The sequence below is a fragment of the Ochrobactrum sp. PL_is501 genome, from assembly GCF_055816895.1.
This window is the reverse complement of record NZ_JBVPGR010000033.1, coordinates 196846-212292: the sequence shown is the minus strand read 5'-3', so window position 1 is coordinate 212292 and position 15447 is coordinate 196846. Positions and strand designations below refer to the sequence as shown.

Sequence of the window (15447 nt, the reverse complement as noted above, 5' to 3'; positions counted from 1 at the left end):
AGAAACTGTGGCCTTCCTGTCCCAGTTTCAGGAATATCGGGTCCTTTCAAGCGATGTTGAAGGGTTTGGAGGGAAAAAATGACAGGTTCTGGTGTTGCTTTTTTAACCATATAGCCATTTTATCGGTCCAATATTGTCACATTGCAGGGCTTCGGTAGGAAGTCCGGGGCATCCCCCACCCCTGATGAGAAATGCGGAAATGGAGAACCAGATGGGAATTTCGAAAGCAAGTCTGCTCAGCCTCGCGGCGGCTGGCATTGTCCTGGCCGGGTGCCAGAGCTCCCGGTTCGGCAATCTCGATACGGTTTCGCCACCGCCGCCGCCACCACCAGTAGCCGCCGCTCCGGCGGGCACGGTGCAAAAGGGCAATCTTTCTTCTCCCAATGCTTCGCAGTTCCCGACGGCCCCGACCACGAACCCGAATGCGCAGCCCGGCACGCAGGTTGCAAGCCTGCCACCGGCTTCCGCGCCCGATCTGACGCCCGGCTCCGTCGCCGGTGTCTGGAACGCATCGCTCGGCGGCCAGAGCTGCAAGATCGCAACGCCGCAGACTAAATATGGTCAGGGCTACCGCGCAGGTCCGCTGCGTTGCCCCGGCGAACTCGGCAATCTCGCTTCCTGGGCAGTCAACGGCAAGCAGCTCGTTCTCTATGATGCGAATGGCGGCACCGTCGCTTCGCTCTATTCTTCGGGACAGAGCCGCTTCGACGGGCAGACTTCGGGCGGGCAGGCAGTATCGCTTTCGCGCTAAGACATTCTTTCGCTTGGAGCGCATTTCGATCTGATTGAATCAGATCGGCGCTCCAATTGTTTGTTTTGCCGCGCATCTTGCCCGAAAACCGGTTCCCACTTTTCGGGATGCGCGCTGGAGACAGGCGGATCATCGCAAGATGGTCCGCCGTTTTTGCAATTGAAAGGTTGAACGGAAGCAATCATGTCTTTCGACGGTAATCTGAAGGCGTTTCCCTCCGTCCGCGAACATTATGATGCAATGGTCGCGGCGGGCGATGTGGAAGCCGATCCCGCTCAACTCGAACTGACGAGCCGTTATGACCGGCTGATCGAGGAAATCTGCACCAAGCGCCTGTCCCGCAAGTCGAGCGCGCTCGGCTGGCTGTTCGGCAAGCGCAAGGAGGCAACGAGCGTCATCAAGGGGCTTTACGTGCACGGCGAGGTCGGGCGCGGCAAGACCATGCTGATGGACATGTTCTTTTCGCTTCTGCCGGTCGAACGCAAGCGCCGCGCGCATTTCAACGATTTCATGGCTGATGTGCATGAGCGCATCTATGCGCATCGCCAGGCGCTGAAGCGCGGCGAGACCAAGCAGGACGATCCGATCCCGCCAGTGGCAGATGCGCTGAGCGCGCAGGCCTGGGTGCTGTGCTTCGACGAATTCACCGTGACCGACATTGCCGATGCGATGATCCTGTCGCGCCTGTTCAGCGCACTCTTCGCCCGTGGGGTGGTGCTGGTGGCGACATCCAACGTCGCGCCGGACAATCTCTATCGCGATGGCCTGAACCGGCAGCTCTTCCTGCCCTTTGTCGATATTCTCAAGAGCCATGTCGATGTGATCAATCTGGATTCACGCACCGACTACCGCCTCGAAAAGCTTGACCGCCAGCCGGTCTATCTGTCGCCGCTGGGGGCTGAAACCACCAAGCGCATGGATGCGGCCTGGGCGGCGCAAAAGGACGGCGTACTTGAAAAGGCCGACGTGATCCGCATCAAGGGGCGCGACATCGAGATTGCCCGTGCCGTGCACGGTGCGGCACGCTTCACCTTCGATGCATTGTGCTCGAAGCCGCTGGGTGCTGCGGACTATATCGCCATCGTCAAGCATTATCCGACGCTGTTCATCGACGACGTGCCGGTGCTGGACTATTCGCGCCGCAATGAGGCCAAGCGCTTCATCCTGCTGGTCGACGTTCTTTACGATCACCATGCGCGTGTGTTCATTTCCGCCGAAGCCCAGCCGGAAAAGCTTTACCTAGCCAACAAGGGCACGGAAGCCTTCGAGTTCGACCGCACCGCTTCCCGCCTCTTCGAGATGCAGAGCGCGGAATATCTCGATGCCTTTTCCGGGCAGGGCGAGGGCTGAAGCGCAATCCGACCGGAATTCAAAGGAAGTTACTCCATAAATGCCGGTCGCGAACGGTGCTGCTCATGGGACAGCCAGGGGTTGTTCTGTAAAATCCGTTTAGTAAGAACGTGTTGGATGGGGCCGTGTTCGAGTTGGCGTGAAATGGCAAGACTGACTGGGGGGATACAGCTAGTCTCTGCAATGAATGCTCCGGGTGCTGGCACGATGCCCGTGGTGGTGACCGTATAGGAGAGGTCGCGGTGGGGCCTCTTCTGTATGCAAGGCGGGTGGTGCGTGTCAGTTGAAAAAATCCGGGAGAAAACAATGTTGTTATCTGAAATGCTTCGTCCTGCCGCGTTGGCCGCGGCCGGTTTGCTTGCAACAACACTTGTTGCGGTCGGCGAGGTAAAAACCCCCGGCTACAATCATAAAATCCCCGAAAAGATCATGACCCCCGACACGGTGAAAACCCGGCTCGGTACGCTCAAATTCTTTGACGGGATGCCGGATGAAGCAACGACCGATAGGCTCTATGACAATCTCGACCTCATGCGCGGCGTCGAGACATTCCTCAACGGCATTCCTGCCACCTCCGTCGAAGCCATTCGACTGGGACATCTGGAAATGGGCGCGGACACGTCCAACAAGGCAGTCCTTCTTGACCAGCTCATGGACTCGGCGCCTCTGTTCCTCACCGGTAACACTGATACTGTCTATGGCAGCGTCGTTCTCGATCTGGGCAAGGACGGGCCGACGGTTGTCGAAATCCCCGCCAAGTCTGGCCCCGGCACGGTCAACGATGCCTATTTTCGTTTCGTGACCGACATGGGCGGGCCGGGCCCTGATCGTGGCAGGGGAGGCAAGTATCTGATCCTGCCGCCCGATTACCAGGGCGATCTCAATCCGCCGGTCGGCGGTATGGAGGCAGAGGTCGACGGCGAAAAGTACTTCGTCTCGAAGTCCACCAGCTATGTGAACTGGCTGATCCTGCGCGGCTTTCTGGTCGATGGCAAGCCCGACGCGGCAGTCGCTTCCTTCAAGAGCGGGCTGAAGGTTTACCCGCTCAGCAAGCGCGACAACCCGCCAAAAATGGAGTTCATCAGCGGATCGCGCAAGTCTTGGAATACCATTCACGCCAACAATTACGACTTCTATGAAGAACTTCATACGGTCATCGAGCGCGAACCGACGTCGATGCTCGATCCCGAACTGCTGGGCCTGTTTGCATCGATCGGCATTCAAAAAGGCAAGCCCTTCGCGCCAGATGCACGGATGAAGAAACTGTTGACCGAAGCAGTCGCGATTGGCAATGCAACCGCCCGCGCGCTGATTTTCCGGCCCCGTCTCGACGGTTTCCATCTCTATCCGAACAGTGCATGGGGCGCGGCCTTCGTTGGCGGAAGCTATGAATGGCTACGGGATGGCGGCAAGGGTGGCCGATATCTCGATGCCCGAACCCTCTTCTTTTACCAGGCTACAGTCAACACACCTGCCATGGTAGAGAAAATGATCGGTGCCGGTTCCCAGTATGCCTATGCTGCGACCGACCGGAACGGCAAGTATCTGGATGGCGCGAAGACATACAAGCTGCGCATTCCCGCCAATGCGCCGGCCAAGGATTTCTGGTCCGTGGTGGTCTACGACCCGCAGACGCGCTCGGAACTTCAAACCGGTCAGACCTTCCCGAGCAAGAACAACAAGCGCGACAAGCTGATCGAGAATCCCGACGGCTCGGTCGAGCTCTATTTCGGTCCGAAGGCCCCCAAAGGCAAGGAAGCAAACTGGATCCAAACCGTCCCCGGCAAGGGATGGTACACGCTGCTTCGGCTTTATGGGCCACTCGAACCTTGGTTCGACAAGAGCTGGCGACCGGGCGAGTTCGAACCGGTCAAGTAGCAATTCGCCGTTCGACATGAATGATAATTCGCTGAGAGCGCCGCGCGTCCGTGAGGGCGCGCGGCGCTCTCATTCAGTGAATCTGTGTATCGTGCTTTCCGAAAATCGTTTCTGATTTTCGGGCCGATGCTGATTGCGAACCTGATGCTGACGGCGAACCTATGGACTCGACATATGCAAAACAAGCATTATCTTGGCGGCGGGATGAAAGCGCCTGCTGGCACGTCTCGAAGGATGCGAGACCGCCGGGAGAAGGGCCTTTTTGCCTTGAAAATGACAAATTATCTTACGTTTACGTAAGAACCAATAAATCTAACCGATTGAAAACATTGGTCGCAAAATAATGAGTTGAGTTTATCGCCAAAGAGTCCTATCTCGCAGTTCCAACGCTTGAGCGTTTCCGGGGAGGATTCCGGATGGGCTGATGCGTTTCTGGATCAAAAGTGAGGAAAGAAACAATCATGGCACGCAACAAGATTGCCCTCATCGGCTCCGGCATGATCGGCGGCACGCTCGCTCATCTGGCCGGTCTGAAGGAACTCGGCGACGTCGTCCTTTTCGACATTGCGGAAGGCATCCCGCAGGGTAAGGGACTGGACATTGCCGAATCTTCGCCCGTTGACGGTTTTGATGCGAAGTACACCGGCGCCAACGACTACGCTGCAATCGAAGGCGCAGACGTTGTCATCGTGACCGCAGGCGTGCCGCGCAAGCCGGGCATGAGCCGCGACGACCTTCTGGGCATCAACCTCAAGGTGATGGAGCAGGTTGGCGCGGGCATCAAGAAATATGCCCCTGAAGCTTTCGTCATCTGCATCACCAACCCGCTCGACGCCATGGTCTGGGCGCTGCAGAAGTTCTCCGGTCTTCCGGCGCACAAGGTTGTCGGCATGGCTGGCGTTCTCGACAGCGCCCGCTTCCGTTATTTCCTCTCGGAAGAATTCAACGTCTCGGTTGAAGACGTCACGGCATTCGTGCTGGGCGGCCACGGCGACAGCATGGTTCCGCTGGCTCGCTACTCGACCGTTGCCGGCATTCCGCTGCCAGACCTCGTCAAGATGGGCTGGACCAGCCAGGACAAGCTCGACAAGATCATCCAGCGCACCCGTGACGGCGGCGCGGAAATCGTCGGCCTGCTCAAGACCGGTTCGGCTTTCTACGCCCCGGCTTCGTCGGCCATCCAGATGGCTGAATCCTACCTCAAGGACAAGAAGCGCGTCCTGCCGGTCGCTGCCCAGCTTTCGGGCCAGTACGGCGTCAAGGACATGTATGTCGGCGTGCCGACCGTGATCGGCGCCAATGGCGTCGAGCGCATCATCGAAATCGATCTCGACAAGGACGAGAAGGCGCAGTTCGACAAGTCGGTGGCTTCCGTCGCCGGTCTTTGCGAAGCCTGCATCGCCATCGCTCCGTCGCTGAAGTAAAATTCCAGACAAGGCCGGATCGCCGCATGCGTGCGGCACCGGCCTTTTCCGGCTGTCAATTATTGGTCGAAGATTTGGGCCGTACCGGTTTCGTTGCGAAACGGGCCGGGAATCCGCAGAGGACAACCAGATGAATATTCACGAATACCAGGCCAAGCGCCTGCTTCACACCTACGGCGCGCCGATCGCCAATGGTGTGGCTGTCTATTCCGTCGAGCAGGCGGAAGAATGGGCAAAGACGCTTCCCGGACCGCTTTATGTCGTCAAGAGCCAGATCCATGCTGGCGGACGCGGCAAGGGCAAGTTCAAGGAACTGCCAGCCGATGCAAAGGGCGGCGTGCGCCTCGCCAAGTCGGTCGAGGAAGTGGTTGCCAATGCGAAGGAAATGCTGGGCAATACGCTGGTCACCAAGCAGACCGGCCCGGCCGGCAAGCAGGTCAACCGTCTTTACATCGAAGACGGCGCCGACATCGATCGCGAGCTCTATCTCTCGATCCTGATCGACCGCACCGTTGGCCGTCCGGCTTTCGTCGTTTCGACCGAAGGCGGCATGGACATCGAAGCCGTCGCCGAAGAAACCCCTGAAAAGATCGTCACCGTCGCCATCGACCCTGCCAAGGGCGTGACGGATGAGGACGCCACCAAGCTCGCCGATGCGCTGAAGCTTGAAGGTCAGGCGCGCGAAGACGGCGTCAAGCTGTTCCCGATCCTCTACAAGGCTTTCACCGAAAAGGACATGAGCCTTCTCGAAATCAACCCGCTGATCGTCATGACCGATGGCCGCGTGCGCGTTCTCGACGCCAAGGTGTCGTTCGACGGCAATGCGCTGTTCCGTCATCCTGACATTCAGGAACTGCGCGATCTGTCGGAAGAAGACGAAAAAGAGATCGAAGCGTCCAAGTACGACCTCGCTTACGTCGCTCTCGACGGCAATATCGGGTGCATGGTCAACGGCGCAGGCCTTGCCATGGCAACGATGGACATCATCAAGCTCTACGGTGCAGAACCTGCCAACTTCCTCGACGTTGGCGGCGGCGCTTCCAAGGAGAAGGTGACGGCGGCGTTCAAGATCATCACCGCCGATCCGGCTGTCCAGGGCATTCTGGTCAACATCTTCGGCGGCATCATGAAGTGCGACGTCATCGCCGAAGGCGTGATCGCCGCGGTCAAGGAAGTCGGCCTCAAGGTTCCGCTGGTTGTCCGTCTTGAAGGCACCAATGTCGAACTCGGCAAGAAGATCATCAACGAGAGCGGCCTGAACGTCATTTCGGCCGACGATCTCGACGATGCGGCGCAGAAGATCGTCGCTGCAGTGAAGGGGAATTAAGGCATGTCCATTCTCGTCAACAAGGACACCAAGGTTCTCGTACAGGGCCTGACCGGCAAGACCGGCACCTTCCACACCGAACAGGCGCTTGCTTACTACGGCACGCAGATGGTCGGCGGCATCCACCCCAAGAAGGGCGGCGAAACCTGGGAAGGCGCCAAGGGCGAAAAGCTCCCGATCTTCGCAACCGTTGCCGAAGCCAAGGAACGCACGGGCGCCGACGCATCCGTGATCTATGTTCCGCCAGCAGGCGCAGCCGATGCGATCATCGAAGCCATCGAAGCTGAAATCCCGTTCATCGTCTGCATCACCGAAGGCATTCCGGTCATGGACATGGTTCGCGTCAAGGAGCGTCTGGAACGCTCGAAGTCGCGCCTGCTCGGACCGAACTGCCCCGGCATCCTGACCCCTGAAGAATGCAAGATCGGCATCATGCCGGGCAATATCTTCAAGAAGGGTTCGGTGGGCGTTGTTTCCCGCTCCGGCACGCTTACCTATGAAGCTGTGTTCCAGACCTCGAACGAAGGCCTCGGCCAGACCACCGCTGTCGGTATCGGCGGCGATCCGGTCAAGGGCACCGAGTTCATCGACGTTTTGGAAATGTTCCTGGCCGACGACGAAACCAAGTCGATCGTCATGATTGGCGAAATCGGTGGTTCGGCTGAAGAAGATGCGGCGCAGTTCCTCAAGGACGAAGCCAAGCGTGGCCGCAAGAAGCCGATGGTCGGCTTCATCGCTGGCCGCACGGCTCCTGCCGGACGCACCATGGGCCATGCTGGCGCCGTGATCTCCGGCGGCAAGGGCGGCGCGGAAGACAAGATTGCGGCCATGGAATCGGCTGGAATTCGCGTGTCGCCGTCGCCGGCGCAGCTTGGCAAGACGCTGGTCGAAGTCCTTAAGGGCTGAGATCGGTCATCGATCTGAATATCCCGGCTGCGGCGAAAGCCGCTGCCGGGTTTGGCATGAAAGCCGGGCCATTCCGGCGACAAGGGAACGGATGCGACCGTTCCGACGCGTAGAGTTTAGTTATGCCGGGGTCTGTAGCGGTTCCTCCCCGGCGGCGTGAGGGATGAAGGTCAAAAGCTTCCGGCCCGCGCAAAATGAACCGCTGACAAGGAGACGGAGCTAGGCTCCGGGTAGGCTATGGCAAGGCAGGAACAAGCCAACGACGTTTTCGCCCTCACCTCGTTCCTCTATGGTGGCAACGCCGACTATATCGAGGAACTCTACGCCAGATACGAGAGCGATCCAAATTCGGTCGATCCGCAGTGGCGCGATTTCTTCGCCAAACTGGGCGACAATGCCGACGATGTGAAGAAGAACGCCGAAGGCGCGTCGTGGACCCGGAAGAACTGGCCGATCGCCGCCAATGGCGAACTCATTTCCGCGCTCGACGGCAATTGGGCCGAAGTCGAAAAGCATGTCACCGACAAGCTGAAGGGCAAGGCTGCGAAGGGCGAAGCCAAGGGCGCCACCGGTGCGGCCTTGACCAGCGAAGAGATCACGCAGGCTGCACGCGACAGCGTTCGCGCCATCATGATGATCCGCGCCTATCGCATGCGCGGCCATCTGCATGCGAATCTCGACCCGCTCGGCCTCTCCGAAAAGCCGAACGATTACAATGAGCTGGAGCCGGAAAACTACGGTTTCACGCCTGCCGACTACAACCGCAAGATCTTCATCGACAACGTGCTCGGCCTCGAATACGCGACCGTGCCGGAAATGCTCGACATTCTGAAGCGCACCTATTGCGGCACGATCGGCGTCGAATTCATGCATATCTCCGATCCGGCTGAGAAGGCCTGGATTCAGGAACGCATCGAAGGCCCGGACAAAAAGGTCGCTTTCACGCCGGAAGGCAAGAAGGCCATCCTGTCGAAGCTGATCGAAGCGGAAGGTTTTGAGCAGTTCATCGACGTCAAGTACAAGGGCACCAAGCGTTTCGGCCTGGATGGCGGTGAATCGCTGATCCCCGCCCTTGAGCAGATCGTCAAGCGCGGCGGCGCCATGGGCGTCAAGGAAATCATTCTCGGCATGGCCCATCGTGGCCGCCTGAACGTGCTCAGCCAGGTCATGGGCAAGCCGCACCGCGCCATCTTCCACGAGTTCAAGGGCGGCTCCTATGCTCCCGACGATGTGGAAGGTTCGGGCGACGTGAAGTACCATCTGGGCGCTTCGTCGGACCGTGAGTTCGACGGCAACAAGGTCCACCTGTCGCTGACTGCCAACCCGTCGCATCTGGAAATCGTCAACCCGGTCGTCATGGGCAAGGCCCGCGCCAAGCAGGACCTGCTCGCAGGCCGCAATCGCGACGACATGGTTCCGCTTGCAACCCGCGCCAAGGTTCTGCCGCTGCTCCTGCATGGCGATGCCGCCTTTGCCGGTCAGGGCGTCGTGGCCGAGTGTCTCGGCCTTTCGGGGCTAAAGGGCCACCGCGTTGCCGGTACGGTGCATTTCATCATCAACAACCAGATCGGTTTCACCACCAATCCGGCCTTCTCGCGTTCGTCGCCTTATCCTTCGGATGTGGCGAAGATGATCGAGGCGCCGATCTTCCACGTCAATGGCGACGATCCGGAAGCCGTGGTGTTCGCTGCCAAGGTTGCGACCGAGTTCCGCATGACCTTCCACAAGCCGGTGGTCATCGACATGTTCTGCTATCGCCGCTTCGGTCACAACGAAGGCGACGAGCCGTCCTTCACGCAGCCGTTGATGTACAAGGCGATCCGCGGACACAAGACCACGGTGCAGCTCTACAGCGACAAGCTGATCGCGGAAGGCCTGATCAAGCAGGAAGAAATCGACCAGATGAAAGCGCAGTGGCGCGAAAATCTGGAAACCGAATTTGAAGCCGGCCAGAGCTACAAGCCGAACAAGGCCGACTGGCTGGACGGCGCGTGGGCTGGCCTGCGCACTGCCGACAATGCCGACGAGCAGCGTCGCGGCAAAACCGCCGTTCCGATGAAGACGCTCAAGGAAATCGGCAAGAAGCTCGTCGAAGTGCCGAAGGACTTCCACGTCCACCGCACGATCCAGCGCTTCCTCGACAACCGCGCCAAGATGATGGAAACGGGCGAGGGGATCGACTGGGCGACGGCTGAATCGCTGGCGTTCGGCTCGCTGGTTGCCGAAGGCAGCCCTGTTCGCCTGTCCGGCCAGGATGTCGAGCGCGGCACCTTCTCGCAGCGTCACACGGTTCTCTACGATCAGGAGAACCAGAACCGCTACACCCCGCTCAACAATATCCAGAAGGGTCAGGCGATCTACGAGGCCATCAACTCGATGCTCTCGGAAGAAGCAGTGCTTGGCTACGAATACGGCTATTCGCTGTCCGACCCGCGCGCTCTGGTTCTGTGGGAAGCCCAGTTCGGCGATTTCGCCAACGGTGCACAGGTCGTGTTCGACCAGTTCATCTCGTCGGGCGAACGCAAGTGGCTGCGCATGTCCGGCCTCGTCTGCCTTCTGCCGCACGGCTATGAAGGCCAGGGTCCGGAACACTCCTCGGCCCGTCTGGAACGCTATCTCCAGCTCTGCGCCGAAGACAACATGCAGGTGGCGAACGTCACGACGCCCGCCAACTACTTCCACATCCTGCGCCGCCAGATGAAGCGCGACTTCCGCAAGCCGCTCATCATGATGACGCCGAAGTCGCTGCTGCGCCACAAGCGCGCCGTTTCGACGCTGGCCGAAATGTCGGGCGAATCCTCGTTCCACCGCCTGCTGTGGGACGATGCGCAGTACAACAAGGACGAAGGCATCAAGCTCCAGAAGGATGCAAAGATCCGTCGCGTCGTTCTCTGCTCGGGCAAGGTCTATTACGACCTTTACGAAGAGCGCGAAAAGCGCGGCATCGACGATGTCTATCTGCTGCGTGTCGAACAGCTCTATCCGTTCCCGGCCAAGGCGCTCATCAACGAGCTGTCGCGGTTCCGTCAGGCGGAAATGGTCTGGTGCCAGGAAGAGCCGAAGAACATGGGCGCGTGGTCGTTCATCGACCCGTATCTGGAATGGGTGCTGGCGCATATCGATGCCAAGCATCAGCGCGTGCGCTATGCGGGCCGTCCGGCCGCCGCATCGCCTGCAACGGGCCTGATGTCGAAGCATCTTGCGCAGCTCGCCGCTTTCCTTGAGGATGCGCTCGGCAGCTAACCGGTTTTGGAGCCGCCTTGCGGGCGGCTCCAGCACTTGAACACAAATTCAAAATTCGAAGATCAACGGAAGAAAAAACCATGGCCACCGAAATTCGCGTTCCCACGCTTGGGGAGTCCGTTACTGAGGCAACCATCGGAAAATGGTTCAAGAAAGTCGGCGATGCTGTCGCTGCCGACGAACCGCTGGTGGAACTGGAAACCGACAAGGTGACAGTGGAAGTTCCGGCTGCTGCTGCTGGCGTACTGGCTGAAATCACGGCCAAGGAAGGCGACACGGTCGAGGTCAATGCGCTTCTCGGCCAGATTTCCACCGATGGCGCTGCCGTTGCCGCTGCTCCGGCTGCGAAGAAGGAAGAAGCCAAGCCTGCTGCCGCTGCCCCTGCCACCGCTCCGCTCGCATCCGCCTCGTCCGGCCCGGCCATGCAGCCAGCGCCTGCCGCTGCCAAGCTGCTTTCAGAAAACAACCTCTCCGCCGATCAGGTGGACGGTTCGGGCAAGCGCGGTCAGGTGCTGAAGGGCGATGTGCTTGACGCTATCGCCAAGGGTATTTCGGGGGGTGTTTCGGCTGCTCCGGCTCCGGTCGCTGCGGCGGCTGCCCGTCCGGCATCGTCGGCTGACGATGCATCGCGTGAAGAACGCGTGAAGATGACCCGCCTGCGCCAGACGATCGCCAAGCGTCTGAAGGATGCCCAGAACACAGCCGCCATGCTGACGACCTATAACGAAGTCGACATGTCTGCGGTGATGGAACTGCGCACCAAGTACAAGGACATCTTCGAGAAGAAGCATGGCGTGAAGCTCGGCTTCATGGGCTTCTTCACCAAGGCCGTGACCCATGCGCTGAAGGAAATCCCGGCGGTTAACGCCGAGATCGACGGCACCGACATCATCTACAAGAACTTCGCCCATGTCGGCATGGCCGTCGGCACGGACAAGGGCCTTGTGGTTCCTGTCATCCGCGATGCCGACAGCATGTCGATTGCGGAAATCGAAAAGGAACTGGGCCGTCTGGCCAAGGCGGCTCGCGACGGTTCGCTGTCCATGGCCGACATGCAGGGCGGCACGTTCACCATCACCAATGGCGGCGTGTACGGTTCGCTGATGTCCTCGCCGATCCTGAACGCTCCGCAGTCGGGCATTCTCGGCATGCACAAGATCCAGGAACGTCCGGTTGTCGTCGGCGGCCAGATCGTGATCCGCCCGATGATGTATCTGGCGCTTTCCTACGATCACCGCATCGTGGACGGCAAGGAAGCCGTGACCTTCCTCGTGCGCGTCAAGGAAAGCCTGGAAGATCCGGAACGTCTGGTTCTCGATCTCTAAGGAAAAACGATGGAGCCGGGCCTCTTCTCCGCATCGCCGTTTCTGCCGCTGGTCGGCTTAAGCGTTGTCCTGCTGGTGGTTCATATCCTCCTGCAGGGCTTTGCGGCGACGAGGGAGCTCGGCTCCCGATGGAATGCCGGTCCGCGCGACGAGGGGCTGAAGTCCTCCGGCAAGTTTGCCGGTCGCGCGGAGAGGGCATCCGCCAATTTCCGCGAGACCTATCCGGCTTTCATCGGTCTGGCGCTGGCGCTCGTGCTGAAAGGCGATCCGTCCGGATGGGGCATCCTCGGGGCGTGGCTCTGGTTTGTCGGTCGCATCGTCTATATCCCGCTTTATCTGGCGGGCATTCCCTATTTCCGGTCCTTCGTCTGGCTGATCAGTCTGGTGGGGCTCGGTATCATGCTTCTGGCTTTGGTTCTGTGATGACAGCCTGCGCGTGAGACACGCGCAATGAAGGAAACGCGATGCATCCCTATCTGTTCGAACTTGCATCCCTGATGGCGATCTTCGTCTTTGCCATCGTTTCCCCCGGCGCCGATCTTGCCATGGTCATAAGGCAGTCGCTGCTGCATGGCCGTCGCGAGGCGATCATCACCAGCTTCGGCATCGGCACGGCGCTGATGATGCATGTCACCTATACGGTGCTGGGTCTCGGTCTTATCATTTCCAAATCGATCTATCTGTTCAACATCGTCAAATGGTGCGGTGTGGCCTATCTGGTCTATATCGGCGTCAAGGCGCTGCGGGCTGGAACGACGAAGATCGAGGTGGAGAGCGCGCCAAAGGAACCGCGCAAGCAGCAGAGTTTCGCCAAGGCTTTCGGCCTCGGCTTTGCCGCCAATGCGCTGAACCCCAAGGCCGTGTTCTTCTTCCTGTCGATTTTCTCCACCGTCGTTCATGCCCATACGCCGACCGAGGTGAAGCTTGGTTACGGTGTGGTGATGGCTACCGCCCTGATCTCGTGGTTCGTCGGCGTCAGCCTTTTCATGACGACGCCGAAGATGCGCGCGGCCTTCTCGCGTGCCTCGAAATGGATCGATCGGGCCAGCGGTGTTGTCTTCATCGCGCTGGGGCTTAAACTTGCCACCGAAAAGGCTATGTAAGCATTATCTTCGGACACCGAAGATTCGCTGCCGGAAACACTCAGCCGGAACAGTCAGGGAGAACCGACAGATGCACGCTGCAAACAAGCTTCTCAGGAGCACCGCTATTGCGGCGCTCGCGCTCACGGTCTTCTCTACCGCCGTTCAGGCGGCCTGCACGCAGAACCGCGCGATCTATCGTGATCGTGACGACGCCTATACGCTGACGTTCCGCCCGGAGCAGCCGAACGACCTGAAAATGACACCGGCGCCGACGAATGAATTCACGATCACGGCCAATGACAAGCCGGAGTTCAAGCTGAATGGCATGGTGATCTGGCCGGAGGAAGGTGTGGCGCGTCCCTATGCGCTGCTGACCTATAACTGCAAGGGCGACGGCTCCAATGCGGAGGATCTTGACGATTGCAGCATCTGGCAGAGCGTTATCTACGCACTGAAGGAAGGCGCGGAAGCTGATGTGCTGCCCAAGGCGGGCGAACCGGCGGCGCAGGCGATCCTGCTGCCCGATCTGGTGACGGCGCTCGACGGTTATGATTTTGGAGCGGCAAAACCCGACAAGCCGCTTCAGTGGGAGGCATTCCGCTTTCAGGGATGCGCGCCCGACGAGGAATGACCGGCCCCTCAAGGATGCCGGTTGCATGGAAATAATTTCGAATGAGAGAACGGGCCCGGATGAACCGGGCGTTCGAAAACGTTCAGGACAGACTGAAGAAGGATAGTTCAATGTCATACGATGTGGTTGTCATCGGTACGGGTCCCGGCGGTTATGTCGCCGCGATCAAGGCTGCACAGCTTGGTCTTTCCGTTGCTGTTGTAGAAAAGCGCAAGACCTTCGGTGGCACCTGCCTGAATATCGGCTGCATTCCCTCCAAGGCGCTTCTGCATGCGTCGGAAGTGTTTGCCGAAGCCGGTCACTCCTTCGACACGCTCGGCGTGGAAGTGACGCCGAAGCTCAATCTCACGAAGATGCTGGCGCATAAGGATGCGACCGTGAAGGCCAACGTCACCGGCGTTGAATTCCTGTTCAAGAAGAACAAGATCACGGCCTTCATCGGCACCGGCAAGATTGTCGGCAAGGGCAAGGTTTCCGTGACCGCCGAAGACGGCAAGGTCGAGGAAATCGAAGCGAAGAACATCATCATCGCCACCGGCTCGGACGTGGCCGGCATTCCGGGCGTCAAGGTCGATATTGACGAGAAAGTCATTGTTTCCTCGACCGGCGCGCTTTCCTTCGACAAGGTTCCGGGCAGCCTGATCGTGGTCGGCGGCGGCGTGATCGGTCTCGAACTCGGTTCCGTCTGGGCGCGTCTGGGTGCGAAGGTCACGGTCGTCGAATATCTCGACAAGGTGCTCGGGCCCATGGATGGCGAAGTGTCGAAGCAGTTCCAGCGCCTTCTCGAAAAGCAGGGCATTGCCTTCAAGCTCGGCGCCAAGGTGACGGGCGTGGAAAAGGCAGGAAAGGGCGCGAAAGTGACTTTCGAGCCGGTCAAGGGCGGCGCGGCCGAAACGCTTGAAGCCGATGCGGTGCTGGTCGCGACCGGCCGCCGTCCGTACACGGATGGTCTCGGCTTGCAGGAAGCGGGCGTGAATGTCGATGATCGCGGCCGCGTGGCGATCGACGATCATTGGCGCACCAATGTCGAAGGCATCTATGCCATTGGCGACGTGGTGCAGGGGCCGATGCTGGCGCACAAGGCTGAGGACGAAGGCATTGCGGTTGCCGAAATCATTGCCGGTCAGGCCGGTCACGTGAATTTCGATGTTATCCCGAGCGTGGTCTACACGCAGCCGGAAGTGGCCTCCGTCGGTAAGACCGAAGAGGAACTGAAAGCCGCCGGTATCGAATACAAGGTGGGCAAATTCCCGTTCACGGCCAATGGTCGTGCGCGCGCTATGCTACACACCGACGGTTTCGTCAAAATCCTCGCCGACAAGGCTACGGACCGCGTTCTGGGTGCGCATATTCTCGGCTACAATGCCGGTGAAATGATCCACGAACTGGCGGTTCTGATGGAATTCGGCGGATCGTCGGAAGACCTGGCCCGCACCTGCCACGCCCATCCGACCATGTCGGAAGCCGTGCGCGAATCCGCGCTGGCCACCTTTGCCAAGCCGATCCATATGTGATCGGCTGCATTTC

The 15447-nt window shown here is 59.4% G+C and carries 12 protein-coding genes; all 12 read left to right on the top strand.

The genetic code is table 11. The features are described from left to right. Positions 1 to 211: 211 nt before the first annotated feature. The 12 genes from AC0TOF_RS09400 to lpdA all read left to right on the top strand — a co-directional run bounded on the left by AC0TOF_RS09400 (position 212) and on the right by lpdA (position 15434). Positions 212 to 751, top strand: coding sequence for a protease inhibitor Inh/omp19 family protein (locus AC0TOF_RS09400; RefSeq protein WP_121984953.1), 540 nt, complete (start codon positions 212 to 214; stop codon positions 749 to 751). A 183-nt stretch (positions 752 to 934) separates the two neighbouring features. After that, a complete protein-coding gene (gene zapE / locus AC0TOF_RS09395; protein WP_121999899.1) occupies positions 935 to 2101 on the top strand; it encodes a cell division protein ZapE in 1167 nt (388 codons plus the stop codon). Positions 2102 to 2407: 306 nt separating this feature from the next. After that, positions 2408 to 3979, top strand: coding sequence for a DUF1254 domain-containing protein (locus tag AC0TOF_RS09390; RefSeq protein ID WP_473768031.1), 1572 nt, complete (start codon positions 2408 to 2410; stop codon positions 3977 to 3979). 461 nt (positions 3980 to 4440) lie between these two features. Next, a complete protein-coding gene (gene mdh / locus AC0TOF_RS09385; RefSeq protein ID WP_006470965.1) occupies positions 4441 to 5403 on the top strand; it encodes a malate dehydrogenase in 963 nt (320 codons plus the stop codon). A gap of 130 nt (positions 5404 to 5533) precedes the next feature. Then, positions 5534 to 6730: an ADP-forming succinate--CoA ligase subunit beta gene (sucC, locus tag AC0TOF_RS09380; protein ID WP_473768030.1), complete on the top strand. Its 1197-nt coding sequence runs from the start codon at positions 5534 to 5536 to the stop codon at positions 6728 to 6730. Positions 6731 to 6733: 3 nt separating this feature from the next. Beyond that, positions 6734 to 7636, top strand: coding sequence for a succinate--CoA ligase subunit alpha (sucD, locus tag AC0TOF_RS09375; protein WP_006467990.1), 903 nt, complete (start codon positions 6734 to 6736; stop codon positions 7634 to 7636). A 237-nt stretch (positions 7637 to 7873) separates the two neighbouring features. Continuing rightward, positions 7874 to 10879 (top strand): 2-oxoglutarate dehydrogenase E1 component, encoded by a 3006-nt coding sequence (locus AC0TOF_RS09370; protein WP_121999902.1) that lies wholly within the window; start codon positions 7874 to 7876, stop codon positions 10877 to 10879. Between the two features lie 80 nt (positions 10880 to 10959). Beyond that, a complete protein-coding gene (odhB, locus tag AC0TOF_RS09365; RefSeq protein ID WP_473768029.1) occupies positions 10960 to 12204 on the top strand; it encodes a 2-oxoglutarate dehydrogenase complex dihydrolipoyllysine-residue succinyltransferase in 1245 nt (414 codons plus the stop codon). Positions 12205 to 12213: 9 nt separating this feature from the next. Next, positions 12214 to 12627: an MAPEG family protein gene (locus AC0TOF_RS09360; protein WP_473768028.1), complete on the top strand. Its 414-nt coding sequence runs from the start codon at positions 12214 to 12216 to the stop codon at positions 12625 to 12627. A gap of 41 nt (positions 12628 to 12668) precedes the next feature. Beyond that, positions 12669 to 13307 carry a LysE family transporter gene (locus AC0TOF_RS09355; protein WP_121982383.1) on the top strand — a complete coding sequence of 213 codons (639 nt, stop codon included), beginning with the start codon at positions 12669 to 12671 and terminating at the stop codon, positions 13305 to 13307. A 70-nt stretch (positions 13308 to 13377) separates the two neighbouring features. Next, the gene (locus AC0TOF_RS09350; protein WP_473768027.1) at positions 13378 to 13920 is read left to right on the top strand and encodes a hypothetical protein; all 543 of its coding nucleotides are present in this window, start codon (positions 13378 to 13380) and stop codon (positions 13918 to 13920) included. A 110-nt stretch (positions 13921 to 14030) separates the two neighbouring features. Further along, positions 14031 to 15434, top strand: coding sequence for a dihydrolipoyl dehydrogenase (gene lpdA, locus AC0TOF_RS09345; protein WP_473768026.1), 1404 nt, complete (start codon positions 14031 to 14033; stop codon positions 15432 to 15434). Positions 15435 to 15447: the final 13 nt, after the last annotated feature.